The following is a 16,114-nucleotide window of genomic DNA, read 5'->3' as shown; positions in this document are numbered from 1 at the left end:
TTCTGAAACGAGTTTGGATACCCTGCGGGGTCTCATGTAGCCGGAGCTATGGGCATGCTCGACCCAGGGGTCAGGTGTGCTCGTGGCCAGCACCGGCGCGGAGCTTGTGGTTTCGTTGTGGGTTGTTAGCGGACGGGTTCGCCGGCTTGGCGCCAGGCGGCCATGCCGCCGCGCACGGAGTAGGCGTCGTACCCCTTGTCGGCGAGGAGCCGGGCGGCGGACGCGGAGCGTACGCCGGAGGCGCAGATGGCTATGACCGGTCCGGTCTTCTGGATCCCGGAGGTGTTGGTTTGCAGCCGGTCCAGGGGAATGTGCTTGGCCTGCTGCGCCCGGCCGGTCCGCCACTCCTGGGTAGACCTGACGTCGAGGAGTGTGGCGCCAGCGGTCAGGAGTTCTTTGGCCTGCGCCACCGAAACGGTCTTGTATGGCTTGTTGAAGGCCTTCTTGAGGGAGTCGATCAGTCCCATGGTGTTCTCCTGTCGGGTTGAGTCAGGCGGTGACGGTGCCGGCGGTGACCCATGCCGCGACGGCGAAGATGAGCACCGCGAATGAGATGCGGATGTGTTTGTCGTGCAGCCGACGGGCGAACCGGGCCGCGACGATGGACCCCAGGACAGCAGGGACCGCGAATGCCAGGGTGGTGGCCCAGTCGATGGTGTAGCCGGCGGCGTGAGCGCTAAAGCCGGCGGCGGAGTTGACGACGATGATTGCCAGCGAGGTGCCGATGGCCTGTTTCATGCGCAGACCCAGGAAGATGGTCAGTGCGGGTGTGATGAGGAAGCCGCCGCCCACGCCGAGCAGTCCGGTCAGGAACCCGACAAGCAGGCCCACTCCCACGGCCTTCGGGGCGCAGGACCGGAACGCCCGGTGTGGCCCGGTGCTGCAGGATTCCTCAGTTTCGCGGGATTTCATGAGCATACGGATGCCCGCGGCCACCATGATCACGGCGAACGCCAGCATCAGGATGTTGGGATCCAGCAGCTTGCCCACGGCCGCGCCGGTCCAGGCTGCCGGGATCCCGGCAGCCCCGACCAGCGCGATCACGGGCCAGTTCAGGCCCTCGCGGATCCGGGGCAGCAGGGCGGCAAGCGAGGATACGCCCACTACCACCAGCGAGGTGGGAATGGCCTGGGCGGGGCTCATGCCCACGGCGTACACCAGGGCCGGCACGGCGATGATGGACCCGCCGCCGCCCACAACACCCAGTACGACGCCGACGACGAGCCCCAGACCCAGGGCCGGGATCATGCCGCGGCGTCCTCTACGGCCGTCTGTGCGGGAAGTTGCAGGATGGCGCTTTCGCGAGTGGGTTCCTTGGTTGCCTTGTTCCATGGCAATGCTGAGATGGCTTTGCCCATGGCGCAGGTGTTGGTCGCGGCCGAGAAGGTCAGGCCGGCGCCGATAACGCCGGCAACCGTCCTGATTTTTGGGGAGACGAACTTGCCGCCGGCAAGGCCCAGCATTACGAGGGAGCCTGCCACCAGGCGGACCTGTCGTTCGAGGTCCCAGCGGCCCTTGCCCTTGACCACGTCACCGCCGGCAGCAGCGAACCCGGGTGCCCCGCCGGTGAGCACGTAGGCGGTGTCGATTCCGGCCGAGGCGAGGCGTTGGCGTGCCTGCTCGGCGCGGACGCCGGACTGGCACACCAGGACAACACGGGAGCCCAGCCGGGCTGCGAGTTCGTCGGTGTGCTCGGACAGCAGCGGAAGCGGCACGTTGTAGGAGCCGCGGATGTGCATGGACTCGAATTCGGCAGCGGAGCGGACATCAATGACCACGAGATCCTGGTGTTCTTTGATCCAGGACTGCAGAGCCTCGGGAGCGAGTGCGGTAACGGCTGACGCCGGGTAAGAAGAAGTCATGACTGGCCTCTCGAAAGGGGTCGGGTGGATACCCCACCGAGTATTACAGATACCCCCGGGGGTAGTCAAAACACCCGCAGGGGTATAGGCTGGAGTGAAAGCTTCAGACGCCCCCTCCTTGGAGAGACCCATGCAACTCAATCCCTCAGAACTGACCCCCGTCATCAACCGACTAAAGCGCGCACAGGGGCAGCTCGCCGCCGTGACCCGCATGCTCGAAGAAGGCCGGGACTGCAAAGACGTCGTCACCCAGCTCGCCGCCGTATCCAAGGCACTCGACCGGGCAGGGTTTGCAGTTATCGCCACCGGGCTTGAGCAATGCATCGTCCAGCAGGACGCGACCATGGACAAGAAAGAACTGGAAAAGCTCTTCCTATCCCTGGCCTGACCACCCCCGCCGGGGCAACGCTTTACCGTCATCAGCGGGCCCTCGCCGACCGCGAGAGCACGACGATGTAGCCGGGTTCATGAATGGCGCAGAGCGGTGTCGGATCCTTCGGTGCAAGTCGAAGATCAGATCCCCCTCGCCGAGCTGGCACGGGAGTCGAGGAGTCACCTGCGCACGCTTGAACGCTGGCACGGGGCGGTCCAGGGGCAGCAGAAACCATCGCGTTCATCGAGCGCCTGAAACCGGACCGTCCACGCATTAAGCAAGGGGCCTTGGCCTAGTGCTTCCCCTGGGACAACTCCCGCTTGCGGGAGTTGCGATGCCGCGGCCCCCTCCCACGCCGTCGTCGTTGCAACAACGCAGAGAGTGGCAGCACCAAGCGGGAAGCCACCACGGCGGCGAGAGCAACCAGAGTCACAAGAACGGCAATGGTGACCAGCAGCAGCCACAGTTCGGGCATGGGCGAGCCACTAAGAATTTCCGGGGTATTTTCGAGTCCAAGCATCTACTTCTCCTGCAATCCGGGGCGTAACTATTGCAGTGGTGAGTACGAGTGAATGCCGGAACGTGTCGCGGAAGGCCCGATTCTTTGCGTCGGTTGTTTTATCGCGTGTCCGCAGTGGGCTTCCGCCACATCACGGCGAGCACCAACACCAGCACGTTCAAGCCCAGCATCACTAGGACCATGAGTCCCCAGTTCGCTTGGTTCACGCCCGAGCCATATAGAACGCCAATCAGCACAGTGGCAGTGATCGCTCCGAGGTAACGGCACGTCTGGAAGATTCCGGCAGCTACACCTCGTTCTTCCGGGCGGGCCGAAACGTAGAGCCCTTGGTTCGAGGCCGTGCTCACCATTCCGTAGGGTATGCCCATCATTGCAGTCAGCACGAACACCAACGGCGCCCACAGCGACAACGTGAGCGCGCCAAGACCCGCTGCAGCGACAGTCAGAACCAGCACGCCTGTGATCAGGACGGAACGCACGCCGAACCGCTCCATCAGCCGCACCGTCAGTGGCGTCACCACAACCGACAACGCCGCAAGGGGCAGCATCAGCAGGCCCACCACCCCGGCGTCGTAATGGCCTGCCTCCTGCAGCAACTGCGGCAGTCCGAAGAAGGCAAAGTAGTAGACGCCGCTGAAAACAATGAACAGCAAATACACCAGCAGCAACGGCCGGTTCCTGCCCAGCAGGCGGAGGTCCAGGAACGGCGGCCGGAAGTGCAGCTCGCGCCAGGCGAAGAGCGCGCCGATCACTGTCGCAGCACCCAGGAGCCACCAACGGTAGGCCGGCATCACGTTGAGCAGCGCCATCATGGCGAGCATGAGCGACATAACGAATGCGAGGATTCCGGGGATGTCGGAGTCGCGGATCAGCGCCGATAGCTTGCCCGTTTCGCGGCCGGAGTCAGCTGGCGCAGCCTTGTGCACCACAACGAGTGCAACCAGCGCGATTGGCACGTTGATCGCGAACAAGGCCTGCCAGCCGACCAGGCTCACCAACAAACCGCCCACCACCGGACCCACGGCAGCGGCCGACGTGTTTGCCATCTGGATCCTGCCCAGCGGCCTCGTCGACGGCAAATTGGCGAGCTTGCTCAGCTGGGTGACCATCACGACGGCCGAGGGATATGCGGTCGCAGTCCCCACAGCCATCAGCGCGCGGGCCACACACACCAGGGCGAAGCTGGGAAGGAACGGTGCGATCGCGCAGGTGACCGCCACCAGGGCCATGCCGAACGTGAACAACCGGCGAGGGCCGAAGCGGTCAGCGAGCCTGCCCATGAGCGGCTGTCCGGCCGCGGAGGCGAGGTAAAACGACGTGATCACCCAGGTGACCTTGGCGACGTCGAGCGCGAAATCCTCCCGCAGGACCACCAACGCCACCGCAATCATGGACGAGTTCAGCGGGTTCAGCGCCGTCCCGAGGCTCAGTGCAGCAATCGCGAGGCCGGGCCGGGGTCTATTCGTCGTCACTCACCCAAGTCTGCTCCATAGTTGCTTCGGGTTACGAAACGCGTTCGCGGGGCGGACATTCCAGGCGGGCCCTACTCCTCGAAGTGCGTCGTAACCTTCCCGGAGGACACGGCGGCGATGATCGACTGGGCCAAATGCCGCAGCTTGATGTTCCGATTGCTGGAGGCAGTCCTCAGGATGGTGAACGCTTCTTCCTGGCTGCAGTGGTTCTGCGCCATGATGGCGCCCACCGCCAGGTCGATCACCGTGCGCGATTGCATCGCCGCGGCAAGATCATTCCGCGCATCGCTGAGTTGCGCGATCTTCAGCGCGAGGCGTAGCGACTTGGCGGCGTGCGATGCGAACACCTCGGCGCGTTCCACGTCATCCTCGCTGAATGCATGGGTCCGCTCTGAGTAGAGGTTCAGGGCAGCTCGGGTATCTCCCTCGACCAGCAGCGGCACGCTCAGGATGGACCGAAGCCCCTGATGGGAGGCGGCCTGCACATATTCCGGCCAACGGTGTTCGCGAAGAAGGTCCGGGACCAGCACGGAGGTCAGCTTGTCCATGGCCGTGAGACAAGGCCCTTCGAAGGCGTTTTGGAGTTCGTCCATGACGCGGGCCCGGTCATCACTGCTTGCGGCGGTGGCTGACTTCTTGCGCCGAAGGACTGTGATGCCGCAATAAACAGCGGTGTTGCGGTGTGAGAGGCTTTCTGCCGAGAAAGAAGCCAGATCGCCGAGAAAAGCCTCGACGTCTTCGCTACCCAGGACGAGGTCCAGAAAATATCCATTCTGGAGAGCTTCCTGCTCGGGGCGGGGGTTGACCATGTGGCACGTTCCTACTGACTGAAAAGCGTCCCCAGCAGACAGCAAAGGAGCGAATATCGCCGCCCTCTGCAAAACGGTCTGAAGACACCATATCGTTCAACGATCAACGGTACAAAGTGCGGCACGACATGCGTTAACCAGCAGATTCATGAACCAAATCGGACCCGGTTTGTCAATCCGGGCAGGGTGTCACATCGAACAGAAAGTAAGTAGGCTTACTTTATTATCCGAGTCCGGACACCGGACGATTCGTGCAAAGGAGAACATCTGATGGGCGTTGAAGACAGCATCCGCAAAGCCGCCGAAAACGCGATGGAAGACCTGGCTAGCACGTCTGATCCCGTTGACAAAGGGCAGGTTCCGGAGCCGAACGAGAAGGATGACGACATCCAGGTCCGCTCCTCCATCAGCGAAGGTTCCAACGCGATGGACTCCGAATCGCCTGACAAGGCTGCTCAGACAACCCCGCGTCACAATGCGACTGCGAGCGACGCCGGCGAACGCCAGAACGAGCCAGGTCTCGACGCCGGTGCTGGCCAACGCATGGAAACCGACGACAACCTTCCGGCCTCCACGGGCGACGTCCCCGGACCCGCAGGTCTGCCGGATGGCACCCCGGACGAACTCCGTGCAGACCCTTCCGAAGGTGACCAGGACCCGTCGACGAGCATGGGTCGAGGCTAATTGGAGGGCGCTTTGGCCTAGCCCTGTGGCTTCCTGACCTTGTTCGGGCCGAGTTCAACTCTTCTGCAGCCTATTTGGGTTGCAAAAGGGCTGCCTTGGATTCAAAGAAGGTCGGGAAGCCACAGCCTTGCGCTTAGGTTGCAGGGGACGCAGTGGAACCCCGCACTACAAGCTCCGTTCCGAGTTCGATCCGCTGCGGCAATTCCTCGTCACCTTCAAGATGCCGTAGTAGCGCCCGCATGGCCGTCTCAGCCATCTGCACCACGGGCTGGCGGACCGTGGTCAGCCCAGGTTCGATCCATTCAGCGGCAGGGATATCGTCGAAGCCGATGATCGAGAGATCTTCCGGAATACGCAGCCCGGCAGAACGAGCGGCACGGTAGGCACCGAGGGCTTGGGCATCGTTGCCCGTGAAGATGGCTGTGGGCCGGTTATCCAGGGCCAGAAGAGTCTCAGTTCCCCGGGCGCCGGATTCCGTGGAGAAATCACCGGGCACCATCAACGAAGGATCCGCGTCGACACCGGCCCGGCGGAGCGCAGCCAAGTAGCCGTCCTCGCGGGCCCCGCTGCACTGAAGGTCCTCGCGGCCGCCGATCATGCCAATACGCTTGTGACCGAGTTTCAAGAGGTGCTGGGTTGCCGAGAAGGCACCGTCCCAGTTTGCAGCACCAACAGTCGTGAGGTCCGGGCCTGGCTGGCCTACGGGATCGATTAGGATCACGGGGATTCCGAGCGCCTTGATGCGCTGGATCTGCTTCGAGTCCAGTTCGTAAACCGCCAGTATCACGCCGTCGGACTTCCGCTCGGCGAGGTTCGCCAGCCACGGCCGAATCCGTGATCCGTCCAGGGACAGGCTGCTGACCACCGTGCCGTATCCGGCTTCCTGGGCAACGCGCTCAACGCCCTCAATGATTTCGCACGCCCACTCCGAAGCCATGCCTGGGAACACAAGATCCACCAGACCGGCCTTCTTGCTCCTTTTGGCCGGCCGACGGGCGTAGTCCCGCTTGGCGATGATTTCTTCCACCCGGGCGCGCGTTGCCGCGGCGACATGGGCATGCCCGTTCAGGACTTTGGAAACCGTGGGTACGGACACTCCGGCTTCCCGGGCGATCTCGCCGATCGTCGCCCGCCCAGAGTCCTGCTTGGTCACCATGGAACGCACCCCTTTCGGCCGGGATCACCTCCCCGCAGCAATAGTTTCGGAAAGTTCCCAGGCTTGGATTCGGCCGCACATGCCGTAAATCCTGCGGGTTTTCCGTTCGCCTATCGTAGTCCTCGAGTCTTGCAAGTAGAAACTTTCCATGGACTCGATAGAGTCCAGATTGTCCTTGGTAAGCCCGGCCTGACGCGCCGCTCCATCGTCCAAATAGCCGCGCCACGTTCCGGCCCTGCCACTCACCAATCGAACAGCCGCGGCATGAAACCCGGCCAGTGCGGAAACTCCGGATGTGATGACACCATGCTTCAACTCCAGATAGCCCTCCAAAGCCAGGTCACGACGACGACGCGCAGCCGCCTCGGCAGCCGCATCACCGCCGTCGGCGTCCCTTGACGGAAGCGAAGCGGCGCGCGAGTACGCGTCGACGTCCCCTAAATGCTCTGGCGGGAACGTCATCACCGCATCGCCGTTTTCAGGCAGCCCGGCATTCTGCATGACAATGAGCACCCTGAGGTTCCCGGAATCGTTGATGGCGCGGTGCACAGTTCCGGGCGTGAACCAGACCACCACGCCTGGCGTCAGCGGCGTAACGGTGAAGCCGCGCGAATCCAGGGTCTCCAGACGGCCGGTTCCTTCCACAACTACGTATGCCTCCGTCGACGCCGTGTGCACGTGAGGGGATCCCCCGGCCATGCCGTCCTGACTTGGCCAGTTGTAGATGCTCACTTCTGACACTGCAGTCGCGCCGGGAAATGAAGTGCACACTAGGCCCAACCATCCAGTGCGTCGCGAGCTGCGCCGGCGAGCGCACTGGCCGAGTCTGCATCGATGTCGCCGTCGGAGATCACGACGGCGTACCTGTACTTGAGCGGTTCGCCGACCTTTAGCGGGACTACTTCGCTGAAGAACGGAGCCGAACCCAAGCAAGCGAACATCGATGAGCGGGCGAACCATTGGTTGGGCGCACCCGCGTTGGATTGGTCCTCCACGAACATGACGGTTGACTTCCGGCAGGTGACGTCGTGTTGGCCGGTGAACGCGATCCATGGTGATCGCGTGCCCATGAACTCGTCGGCTCCGGTGCCGGCTTCAGAGCGGAACTCCCCGCCTGTGAAGGACCTCGGACCGCGCCAGAACAGACCGCCGTACCCGGCGTTGTCCCTGCCTTCCGTGGTGGGGCTTCCGAGACCGATCTCAGCGCCCGAAACGTTGGTCATCTCCGTTTCGAATAGGAGCGCCCACGAGTTTCCGGATGGCAGCAATTGGATGGCGAAGCGGCGCTGCTCGCGGATGAGTGGCGTGCCTTGTTGGCCCGGTTCTGTTGGCTGTGAAGTCCAGAGCAAATCCTCAGCGGCGGTAATCGTAGACGCCGATTCCTCGATGTAACTGAAGGTTTCATGGTTCATGGCCCCGTTGTTGTCCAGGTTCGCGTAGCCGGTCTCGCGGGTGTAGGTCGCACCACCCCAGAAGTTGTGCTCTCCCACATTCGGCAACGCCCAAGAGAGTCCCTTGTGCCAGACGTGGTCCCACGGACGGGAGATGGTTACCTCATCGCCTTCCAAGGTGGTGAGGGGATGGAAGAAGGGACGCGGGCTTTCATATTGATCGTCAGTGGGACGGTATGTATAGCTCGCAATGTCCTGGCCGCCCGCCGTGAATGTCAGGGAACGGCCGTCGTCGGCATAACTGAGCGTGGTGGTCTGGGCGGTCTGGGCTGAGGTGGTCATGGATTCTCCGTTGATTCGGGTCGGGTTCAGGAGCGGGCCGTGGAGGCCAGGACGCGGCTGCCGCGGCCCTCTCCATCCATGCCTGCGTAGAAAGCGTGGCCGGGAACGATCTCCCCGCGCCGCACCGGCTTTCCGGTGAACGCGGAGGCGTAAATTGCGGCAGCGAACTCAAGTGTCTGCCTCGCTGAGTCCGCGCCCGCTGGAAGCGGGAGTCCGGCGTCGAGCGCGTCATACATGGCCAGGAATTGTGCCGAGTGGCCGCTGCCTCGTTCCAAAGGTTCGGCAGTCCAAGCAGCCGTCACTTGGTCCTCATGGCCGGGTGCCGCAGTGATGGTCCAGTCCTTGGTGCCGTAGCCGTACAGGTGACTGAGCTCGATGGTGGCGAACTCGCAGTCGACGCGGATATCCGAGGTTTCCCGGGGCGAGAGCAGGGAGTTGATGACCGTTGCAGCAGCGCCATTTTCGAAGCGAACCAAGGCAGCCGAGAGGTCCTCGGTTGACGTTGCCCGGGCCTGGCGCGAGGCGATGGCAGTGACTTCTTCCCACGGGCCAAGCAGGTGCAGGAGGAGATCGAACTGATGGATGCCGTGGCCCATGGTCGGACCGCCGCCTTCGGCCTTCCAGGTGCCGCGCCATGGCAGGTCGAAATACTCATCCGGCCGGTACCAGAGGGTATCGCAGCGGGCAACGAGCGGACGTCCGAAGGCGTTTCCGCCGATCAAGGCGCGTGCTGCGGCCGAGGCATCACCAAAGCGGTGTTGGAATACGCAGGAGAACTGCGCACCGCCTTGGGCTTCGGCGTTGTTGAGGCGATCGAAGTCCGCAAGGCTGAGGGCTGGCGGCTTCTCGGACAGGACATGCACACCTGCTTCGAGGCATTCGATGGCTTGATCGATGTGCATCATCGGCGGAGTGCAAAGGTGCACGATGTCCGGTTTGGCTTCGGCGAGCAGGTCCGTGAGGCTTTGGTATCGGCCAGCGATTCCATGTTCATTGGCAAAAGCCTGCAGCCGCGCGTCGTCGACGTCGCATGCAGCCACCAGCTCTGCCCTGTTATCGGTGCGGGCCAGGTTGGATGCGTGCACAGCCGCGATCCCACCCGTTCCCACGATGGCCACTCTGTACGTCTGCATATGAGGGTTCTCCCATAATTTTTGGCTTGGATAATGTCCGAAAGTTTCTGATCTGTTGTGGTGCAAACTACCCGCTTGCGCACCGCACTTCGTCAACGCTATGAAGAATCTGCTCGTAAATCAACACTTTTTGTCCCTAGAAAGTACTTCTAAGTTTCTGATAGTTTCTAAAAATCGCCAATCAACCCAAGGAGAAGCCTGTGAGCAGCGGCGCCGCTGAACAGCAAGCACTTGCCCGCGTCCCCGGTCCGGACGTCGTGGAACACCTCATCAGCGAAATGACCTTGGAAGAAAAGCTCGCCCAACTGGTAGGCGTTTGGGTCAACGCATCCAGCGACGGCGATTCCGTGGCACCCCTGCAGAGCCAGATGGCAGGCGATACGCGTTCCTGGGGCGAGGTCATCTCCCACGGGCTGGGCCAGATCACGCGCATGTACGGCACCGTCCCAGTGGATCCATCCGAAGGCGCCCGGCGACTTGCCGCCGCACAGGAACAGATCATGTCAGCCTCCCGATTCGGCATCCCTGCGCAGGTGCATGAGGAATGCCTGGCCGGTTTGGCGGCGTGGAAGGCAACAGCTTTCCCGGTCCCACTGGCGTGGGGTGCCACGTTCAACCCAACTTTGGTCCGTGAAATGGCAGTCAGGATTGGCTCATCGATGCGAAGCTTGGGCGTCCATCAAGGCCTTGCACCCGTGCTCGACGTCGTCCGCGATTTCCGGTGGGGCCGCGTTGAGGAAACCATTGGCGAGGACCCCTACCTGGTGGGCACGATCGCTACCACCTACGTCCAGGGGCTCGAATCCACCGGTATTGTGGCCACCCTCAAGCACTTCGTGGGCTACTCGGCGTCGCAGGCAGGCCGCAACCACGCCCCCGTCTCGATGGGGCCGCGCGAACTCGCCGACGTTATGCTGCCGCCGTTTGAAATGGCGATCCGCCACGGCGGGGCCCGTTCCGTAATGCACGCATATACCGACGTCGACGGCGTACCTGCCGCCGCGAACCATGCCCTCCTCACTGGGCTGCTTCGTGAGGAGTGGGGTTTTGCCGGCACGGTAGTGGCCGACTACTTTGGGGTCGCGTTCCTGGACGTCACGCACGGTGTGGCGGCCGATTCCGGTGACGCCGCGGTGCTGGCGCTGCGGGCCGGCGTCGACGTTGAACTTCCAACTGTCAATTGCTTTGGCGGGCCGCTGGCCGCACGCGTTCGCGAGGGTGCCGTGGACGAATCCGTTGTCGACTTGGCACTTCGACGAGTTCTGACCCAGAAGGCCGAGCTGGGTCTTTTGTCGCCGGACTTCTCGGCAACGCCCACTGCACTTTCCGGCCCAATCGAACTGGATCCTGCCGAGGATCGGGCCTTGGCCCGTGAGCTCGCGGCGCAGTCGCTGGTGCTGCTGAGCAACCGACCATTTGCGGGTTCGCCGGCTTTGCCACTTTCCGGTTCGGAAACGCTCGGCATTGTTGGACCGTTGGCTGACGACCCCTTCGGCATGCTGGGCTGCTACTCCTTTGATGCCCACGTGGGGGCTTCCCATCCGGACGTACCGATGGGCATTTCCGTACCTACAGTTGCTGGCGTCGCTTCCTCGCGCTTCCACTCCGTGGTGAGTTCCGTGACAGGGAATTGTGAGTCAGCCACTGAGGCTCAGATTTCCGCAGCCTGCGAGGTCGCCGCCTCCGTTGATACCTGCGTCGTGGTGGTTGGCGACAACGCCGGGCTATTCGGCCGGGGCACGTCAGGTGAAGGAAACGACGCCGCCGATCTCCGCCTCCCCGGGGACCAGCACCACATGCTGGACCGGGTCCTCAGCGCCTGCGCCGAATTCGGGACCCGTTCCGTGGTGGTGGTACTCAGTGGCCGGCCGTATGCACTTGGCGACTTCGTGGAACGCGCCGATGCGATGGTGCAAGGCTTCTTCCCAGGCGAAGAGGGCGGCGAGGCAATCTGGGACGTGCTGACCGGCGTCGTCAATCCCTCCGGAAAGCTTCCCGTTTCTGTACCCCGCTCCCCCGGCGGACAACCAGGAACCTACCTTCACTCTCGGTTGTCCGGACCTACCGAAGTCAGTGCGCTGGACCCATCTCCGCTGTTCGGCTTCGGGCACGGTTTGTCCTATACGAGCTTCGAGCTCTCAGACCACCAATGCAGCGCTCCCGCGATGACGACGGCGGACTCGGTCACCATCAGTTGTACGGTGTCGAATACCGGTGCGCGCGCTGGCGCTGAGGTAGTGCAGCTGTACTTGGAGGACCCGGTGGGCGAGGTTGTTCGTCCCGTCCGCGAGCTCATCGGTTACGCCCGGGTGGAACTGGGAGCCGGCGCATCCGGCGTCGTGGACTTTCTTGTCCACGCCGACCGGACATCCTTCACTGGGCTGGACCTTGCCCGTGTGGTGACGCCTGGCTTAGTAAAGCTGCATATCTCCACGTCCAGTACCTGTGATGTCCAAACCCATGAGGTGATCCTGCATGGGCCGCGGCGCGTTGTTGGGTTTGAACGGGAGATGCTGACGCCGGTGGAGGTGCGGGTATTGGACTAATTGCCGTCTGTAGGCTGTGAATGTGCTCCCACTTTCCACTCCCAGACTCCGGTTCCGAGAGATGACGCCGACTGATCTTGAGGCTATGGCCGACATGCTCGGCGATCCTCACGTCATGGCGTACTACCCCGCGCCGAAGTCGCGCGAAGAAGCTGCGGCTTGGATCGCTTGGAACGAAGCCAATTACGCCCGCGACGGATACGGGTTGTGGATCCTGGAAACGCACGACGGCGGTTTTGTGGGCGACTGCGGGTTGACCTGGCAAACAGTAAATGGGCGCCGCGAGCTGGAGGTCGGCTACCACGTGCGATCGGACCTCCAGGGGCGAGGCTACGCCAAGGAAGCTGCCCAAGCCTGCGTTGATTTTGCACGGGACGAGGCTCGGGTGGAACGTCTAGTGGCCATCATCCATCCCGACAACATCGCCTCCCGGCGGGTGGCCGAACACATCGGGATGACCCATATGGAAGACGACCTCGCGGGCTCGATTGTTCGGACAGTGATGGGGATTGAGCTGAACTCAGGGGCTTCCTGACCTTGTTTGAGCCCAGCTCAGTCCTTCTGCAGCCTAATTGGGTTGCAGAAGGCCCCTCTTGGATTCAAAGAAGGTCGGGAAGCCGCACCCTGAGCGTCAAGCGATCCGTGCGTCTGTGTCAGGATCTTGTCGCGCGCCGAGCATTCCAGCGATTCTGCCTTCGAGAGCAGCAACGGTCGCCTCCGGAAGGACGATCAGGCCATCCAGTTCCTTGCGCGCACGCTTGTACGCCGTCTGCCGTTCTGCCGGAGTAGCAGCGGAGTCTTCTGCGATACGTAGCAGCTTCCTTGCAGTTGCCAGTCTTTGACGTTCCGGGCCGGTGAAGTTGCTGTCCTTGATGCGTCTGGCTTCGCGTTCGGCCACATCGAAAGCAAGTTCGAAGCTGTGGACAGCAGCACGATACTCAGCCAGCCGGGCCGGCGTCGTTATGTCCTGCGGCGTGGCCGGGCGCAGTCCGTCCGCTTCCTTTTTGGCGCGGAGGAAGGCTACCGTTAGCGGCTCGCGAACGTCAGTCATCAATGGGTAATCGATGAGCTTCCCAACGTCCAGTTCGTAGTCCAGCCACTTATGGTTCACGGCATCGTGCGTGGCCATCAGCGAGACAACCTCGGCTTGGTTGGCCTGCTCGTGCACCGCAAGCTGGTTCTTCAGCTTGTACAACTCCACCTTTCGGCGATGGCGCTCCTCACTGGCTTTGGACCACGATCTTGCCCACCCACCGGCCATCCCGCCAAGGGGGAAAATGAGCCACCAGTAACTGCCAAGGAAGTCGAAGAGGGGTTCCACAGGTTCATCCTCCCACTTCCAGGCCCACCTCGTCCGTGGGCTTAGGCTGAGTCAGCGGCGCGTGAGCATGAGAGATTCTTATTCTCAACCCGTTTATTGATAAGCCAGCCTGTATCACTCGATAGGCTCCTTCCTGACCAGCTTTTTCCTTTGGAAGGACACACATGCCAATCACCAATGACCACAACGACGTGGCATCCGGCACAGAATCCACTCAGCCCCTCAACGTCGTCGTTGCGGGTTCCACCAGCGCCGCCGGGCAAGCCGTGGTCGGCTCGCTGGTTGCCGCGGGAGCCCGTGTAGCCGCCGTCGATCTTGACGCTGCCCGCCTTGAAGCACTCGCTGCCTCCCACGACGGTGTGGTGCCGTACACCTGCAACCTTTCGGACCCGGAATCGGTCGAGGCCCTGGCAGATTCCGTCAGGAGCGAGTTTGGATCTGTGGATGGTCTTATCCACCTTGTGGGCGGATGGCGTGGCGGCGAAGGAATCGTTGGCCAGAAGGACGAGGACTGGGACGTCCTGCACACCAGCATCATGACGACGCTCCGGAACACTTCGCGTGCGTTCTACTCCGACTTGGAAGCATCGCCGCGTGGGCGCTTGGCCATCGTCTCGGCTGTCGCTGCCGCCAAGCCCACAGCATCCGGCGCCAGCTACGCTGCAATTAAGGCAGCTTCCGAGGCTTGGGTCCTTGGTGTCGCAGACGGCTTCGAGGCAGCCCAGTCCGGCCACAAGACTGAGCCCAAGGAACAGACATCCGCCGCAGTGGTGTTCGTGGTTAAGGCACTGCTGGACGATGCCATGAAGGCAGCTGCTCCGCACCGCAAGTTCCCGGGCTACACCCACGTCAACGAGCTTGGCGACCATGTCTCTGCCCTCTTCTCGGCCCCGGCTTCCCACCTCAACGGAGCCCGTCAGCACCTTAGCTAAGTCCCGACGTCGTATCCTGTCGCTAGCATGTCCGTATGGACCAGCGACTGCATTTCATCACGTTTGCCACCGCAGATCTCGATCGAGCCCGTTCGTTCTACAAGGACGGGCTCGGTTGGGATCCGCTGATGGACGTTCCCGGGGAGATCATCTTCTTCCAAGTCGGTCCGGGCTTGATGCTTGGTCTGTTCGATGCTGAAAAGTTCAACCAAGACCTCAACAGCGATATTTCGACCAGCAGCACAGTTTCGACCAGCAGCGTCAGCGGCGTGACGCTTTCGCATAACGTCGATAGTGCGGCCGAAGTGTCCAGCACCATCGACCAACTGGTATCTGCCGGGGCAACCGTGGTGAAGCCCGCCCAGGCTAGTGCTTTCGGGAGCATTTTCCACGGCCACGTCAAGGATCCGAACGGCATCGTCTGGGAGATCGCGCACAACCCGGGCTGGAGAATCGACGACGACGGCACGGTGGTTTTCGGATGAGTGTCTTCCCGCCAACCTTCGCTGAGGATGTCATCAACCACGACGTCCGGTCCCAGTTCGATGCATTCCTTGACGAGCACCGTCGTGCACTTTACGAGTCGCTGGACGGGTTAACGGAAGAGCAAGCGCGGCGCTCGTTGGTCCCGTCGCGAACAACGCTTTTAGGGTTGCTGAAGCACGCCACGTTCGTGGAAAAGGTGTGGTTCGATGAGGCCATCTCATGCCGGTCCCGGAGCGAGATCGGCATCCCCGCCACGCCTGACGAGTCGTTTATTCTCGAGGACACCGACACGATCGCAAGTATTCAGCAGGCACATCGCGAAGCGTGCGAGGCTTCGCGCCTGGCTGCTTCGGCTTTAGGGCTGGACGAGCTCGTGCTCGGAAATCGACGTGGCCCGCTCCCCCTCCGCTGGGTGTATCTGCACATGCTACGCGAGCTCGCACAGCACTGCGGCCACGCGGACATTCTGCGGGAGCAAGTCACCAGCAGATAGCCACTATTTCCCGCGTTTCCTGGTTCCCAATGAGAGGGAGCTAATAATGTCAGACCCTGGTGAGAGGGTTTATTCATGGGAAGCATTGGGGATATTCTGGCGCGGCGGGCAGCAGTGACTGGCGCCTCGCTGCGCCCCCGACGCGTTTCCCTCGGAAGCCACTCCGGTCCTGCCCACGGGCAGGACGGCTGTGAAAGCCCGACGGCGGCAGTCACCGATTCGGAGAGCCTAAGGGCCATGGCGCTGCTTCGCGGCATCAAACCACTGCCCGTCCCTGAACCCGGCGAAGCGGACCGTGACGATTCCCCTGGGCACGGCGTTTCCCACGGGCTTGAGGACGCGCGGGGACTTGAGGATGCACGGGGAATTGATGGTTCTCTCGGAATTGAGGGAGCGCTGGCTGACAGCGTTGAGGCGTTGGAAAGCCTGCGTTCCTGCACCGTGGCCGGTGCCCTGTCGTTCGGGTTTGCCGAAGCCGCGGGGTTCGCCGGGCGGGTGGAGGAGATCTCCCGCACCGTGGAATACCTGCAGGTCATCGCGGCGCACGCCGTGGAACGGACCCGTACCCAAGCCCAGCAGGCACGGCCCTCCACG

General features: G+C 62.5%; 18 protein-coding genes and 1 pseudogene. 8 read left to right on the top strand and 11 right to left on the bottom strand.

Features of this window, described 5'->3' with window-relative positions:
- Window positions 1–125: 125 nt before the first annotated feature.
- Genes KSW38_RS09855 through KSW38_RS09845 form a run of 3 tightly spaced genes read right to left on the bottom strand, consistent with a single transcriptional unit; the run spans window position 126 to window position 1,862 of the window.
- Window positions 126–467 carry a rhodanese-like domain-containing protein gene (locus KSW38_RS09855; RefSeq protein WP_216924709.1) on the bottom strand — a complete coding sequence of 114 codons (342 nt, stop codon included), beginning with the start codon at window positions 465–467 and terminating at the stop codon, window positions 126–128.
- A gap of 22 nt (window positions 468–489) precedes the next feature.
- Entirely contained in the window at window positions 490–1,248 is a 759-nt protein-coding gene (locus KSW38_RS09850; RefSeq protein ID WP_216924707.1) for a sulfite exporter TauE/SafE family protein, read from the bottom strand.
- Entirely contained in the window at window positions 1,245–1,862 is a 618-nt protein-coding gene (locus KSW38_RS09845; RefSeq protein ID WP_216924702.1) for a rhodanese-like domain-containing protein, read from the bottom strand. The genes KSW38_RS09850 and KSW38_RS09845 overlap by 4 nt, the downstream gene beginning before the upstream one ends.
- A gap of 130 nt (window positions 1,863–1,992) precedes the next feature.
- On the opposite strand from KSW38_RS09845, the gene KSW38_RS09840 reads away from it, so the two are divergent.
- Window positions 1,993–2,250 carry a metal-sensitive transcriptional regulator gene (locus KSW38_RS09840; RefSeq protein WP_216924700.1) on the top strand — a complete coding sequence of 86 codons (258 nt, stop codon included), beginning with the start codon at window positions 1,993–1,995 and terminating at the stop codon, window positions 2,248–2,250.
- A gap of 277 nt (window positions 2,251–2,527) precedes the next feature.
- On the opposite strand, the gene KSW38_RS09835 is transcribed toward KSW38_RS09840, so the two are convergent.
- The 3 genes from KSW38_RS09835 to KSW38_RS09825 form a co-directional block, all read right to left on the bottom strand.
- Entirely contained in the window at window positions 2,528–2,755 is a 228-nt protein-coding gene (locus KSW38_RS09835) for a hypothetical protein (protein ID WP_216924698.1), read from the bottom strand.
- A gap of 98 nt (window positions 2,756–2,853) precedes the next feature.
- Window positions 2,854–4,227 carry an MFS transporter gene (locus KSW38_RS09830; RefSeq protein ID WP_216924696.1) on the bottom strand — a complete coding sequence of 458 codons (1,374 nt, stop codon included), beginning with the start codon at window positions 4,225–4,227 and terminating at the stop codon, window positions 2,854–2,856.
- Between the two features lie 71 nt (window positions 4,228–4,298).
- Window positions 4,299–5,036, bottom strand: a complete 738-nt coding sequence (locus tag KSW38_RS09825) for an ANTAR domain-containing protein (protein ID WP_216924694.1) — start codon at window positions 5,034–5,036, stop codon at window positions 4,299–4,301.
- 270 nt (window positions 5,037–5,306) lie between these two features.
- Here KSW38_RS09825 and KSW38_RS09820 point away from each other — a divergent pair, with 270 nt between their 5' ends.
- Window positions 5,307–5,720: a hypothetical protein gene (locus KSW38_RS09820; protein ID WP_216924990.1), complete on the top strand. Its 414-nt coding sequence runs from the start codon at window positions 5,307–5,309 to the stop codon at window positions 5,718–5,720.
- A 133-nt stretch (window positions 5,721–5,853) separates the two neighbouring features.
- Here KSW38_RS09820 and KSW38_RS09815 read toward each other — a convergent pair whose 3' ends face one another.
- From KSW38_RS09815 to KSW38_RS09800, 4 genes are read right to left on the bottom strand one after another with little or no spacing between them, the layout of a single operon-like run.
- Window positions 5,854–6,876 carry a LacI family DNA-binding transcriptional regulator gene (locus tag KSW38_RS09815; RefSeq protein WP_216924692.1) on the bottom strand — a complete coding sequence of 341 codons (1,023 nt, stop codon included), beginning with the start codon at window positions 6,874–6,876 and terminating at the stop codon, window positions 5,854–5,856.
- A 24-nt stretch (window positions 6,877–6,900) separates the two neighbouring features.
- Window positions 6,901–7,608, bottom strand: coding sequence for a cupin domain-containing protein (locus KSW38_RS09810; protein WP_308169323.1), 708 nt, complete (start codon window positions 7,606–7,608; stop codon window positions 6,901–6,903).
- Between the two features lie 38 nt (window positions 7,609–7,646).
- Complete coding sequence (locus tag KSW38_RS09805) at window positions 7,647–8,609, bottom strand: DUF6807 domain-containing protein (protein WP_216924688.1); 963 nt, start codon at window positions 8,607–8,609, stop codon at window positions 7,647–7,649.
- A 26-nt stretch (window positions 8,610–8,635) separates the two neighbouring features.
- Window positions 8,636–9,742, bottom strand: coding sequence for a Gfo/Idh/MocA family protein (locus KSW38_RS09800; protein WP_216924686.1), 1,107 nt, complete (start codon window positions 9,740–9,742; stop codon window positions 8,636–8,638).
- A 200-nt stretch (window positions 9,743–9,942) separates the two neighbouring features.
- Between KSW38_RS09800 and KSW38_RS09795 the strand changes: the two genes are divergently transcribed.
- Both KSW38_RS09795 and KSW38_RS09790 read left to right on the top strand, forming a co-directional pair.
- Entirely contained in the window at window positions 9,943–12,288 is a 2,346-nt protein-coding gene (locus KSW38_RS09795) for a glycoside hydrolase family 3 N-terminal domain-containing protein (RefSeq protein WP_216924684.1), read from the top strand.
- A gap of 61 nt (window positions 12,289–12,349) precedes the next feature.
- The gene (locus KSW38_RS09790) at window positions 12,350–12,823 is read left to right on the top strand and encodes a GNAT family N-acetyltransferase (protein ID WP_254186318.1); all 474 of its coding nucleotides are present in this window, start codon (window positions 12,350–12,352) and stop codon (window positions 12,821–12,823) included.
- Window positions 12,824–12,919: 96 nt separating this feature from the next.
- On the opposite strand, the gene KSW38_RS09785 is transcribed toward KSW38_RS09790, so the two are convergent.
- Entirely contained in the window at window positions 12,920–13,609 is a 690-nt protein-coding gene (locus KSW38_RS09785) for a hypothetical protein (RefSeq protein ID WP_216924676.1), read from the bottom strand.
- A 164-nt stretch (window positions 13,610–13,773) separates the two neighbouring features.
- Here KSW38_RS09785 and KSW38_RS09780 point away from each other — a divergent pair, with 164 nt between their 5' ends.
- From KSW38_RS09780 to KSW38_RS09765, 4 genes and pseudogenes are all read left to right on the top strand, one after another.
- On the top strand, window positions 13,774–14,541 hold the full coding sequence (locus tag KSW38_RS09780; RefSeq protein ID WP_216924674.1) for an SDR family oxidoreductase: 768 nt from the start codon (window positions 13,774–13,776) through the stop codon (window positions 14,539–14,541).
- Window positions 14,542–14,576: 35 nt separating this feature from the next.
- Window positions 14,577–15,026 carry a VOC family protein gene (locus KSW38_RS09775; protein ID WP_216924673.1) on the top strand — a complete coding sequence of 150 codons (450 nt, stop codon included), beginning with the start codon at window positions 14,577–14,579 and terminating at the stop codon, window positions 15,024–15,026.
- Window positions 15,023–15,520, top strand: a complete 498-nt coding sequence (locus KSW38_RS09770; RefSeq protein WP_216924671.1) for a DinB family protein — start codon at window positions 15,023–15,025, stop codon at window positions 15,518–15,520. The genes KSW38_RS09775 and KSW38_RS09770 overlap by 4 nt, the downstream gene beginning before the upstream one ends.
- A gap of 75 nt (window positions 15,521–15,595) precedes the next feature.
- Window positions 15,596–16,114: pseudogene (locus KSW38_RS09765) on the top strand (HNH endonuclease signature motif containing protein); the annotation flags it as partial.

It is taken from the genome of Paenarthrobacter aromaticivorans (genome assembly GCF_019038615.1).
Lineage (GTDB): Bacteria > Actinomycetota > Actinomycetes > Actinomycetales > Micrococcaceae > Arthrobacter > Arthrobacter aromaticivorans.
This window is presented reverse-complemented; position numbering and strand designations above follow the sequence as displayed.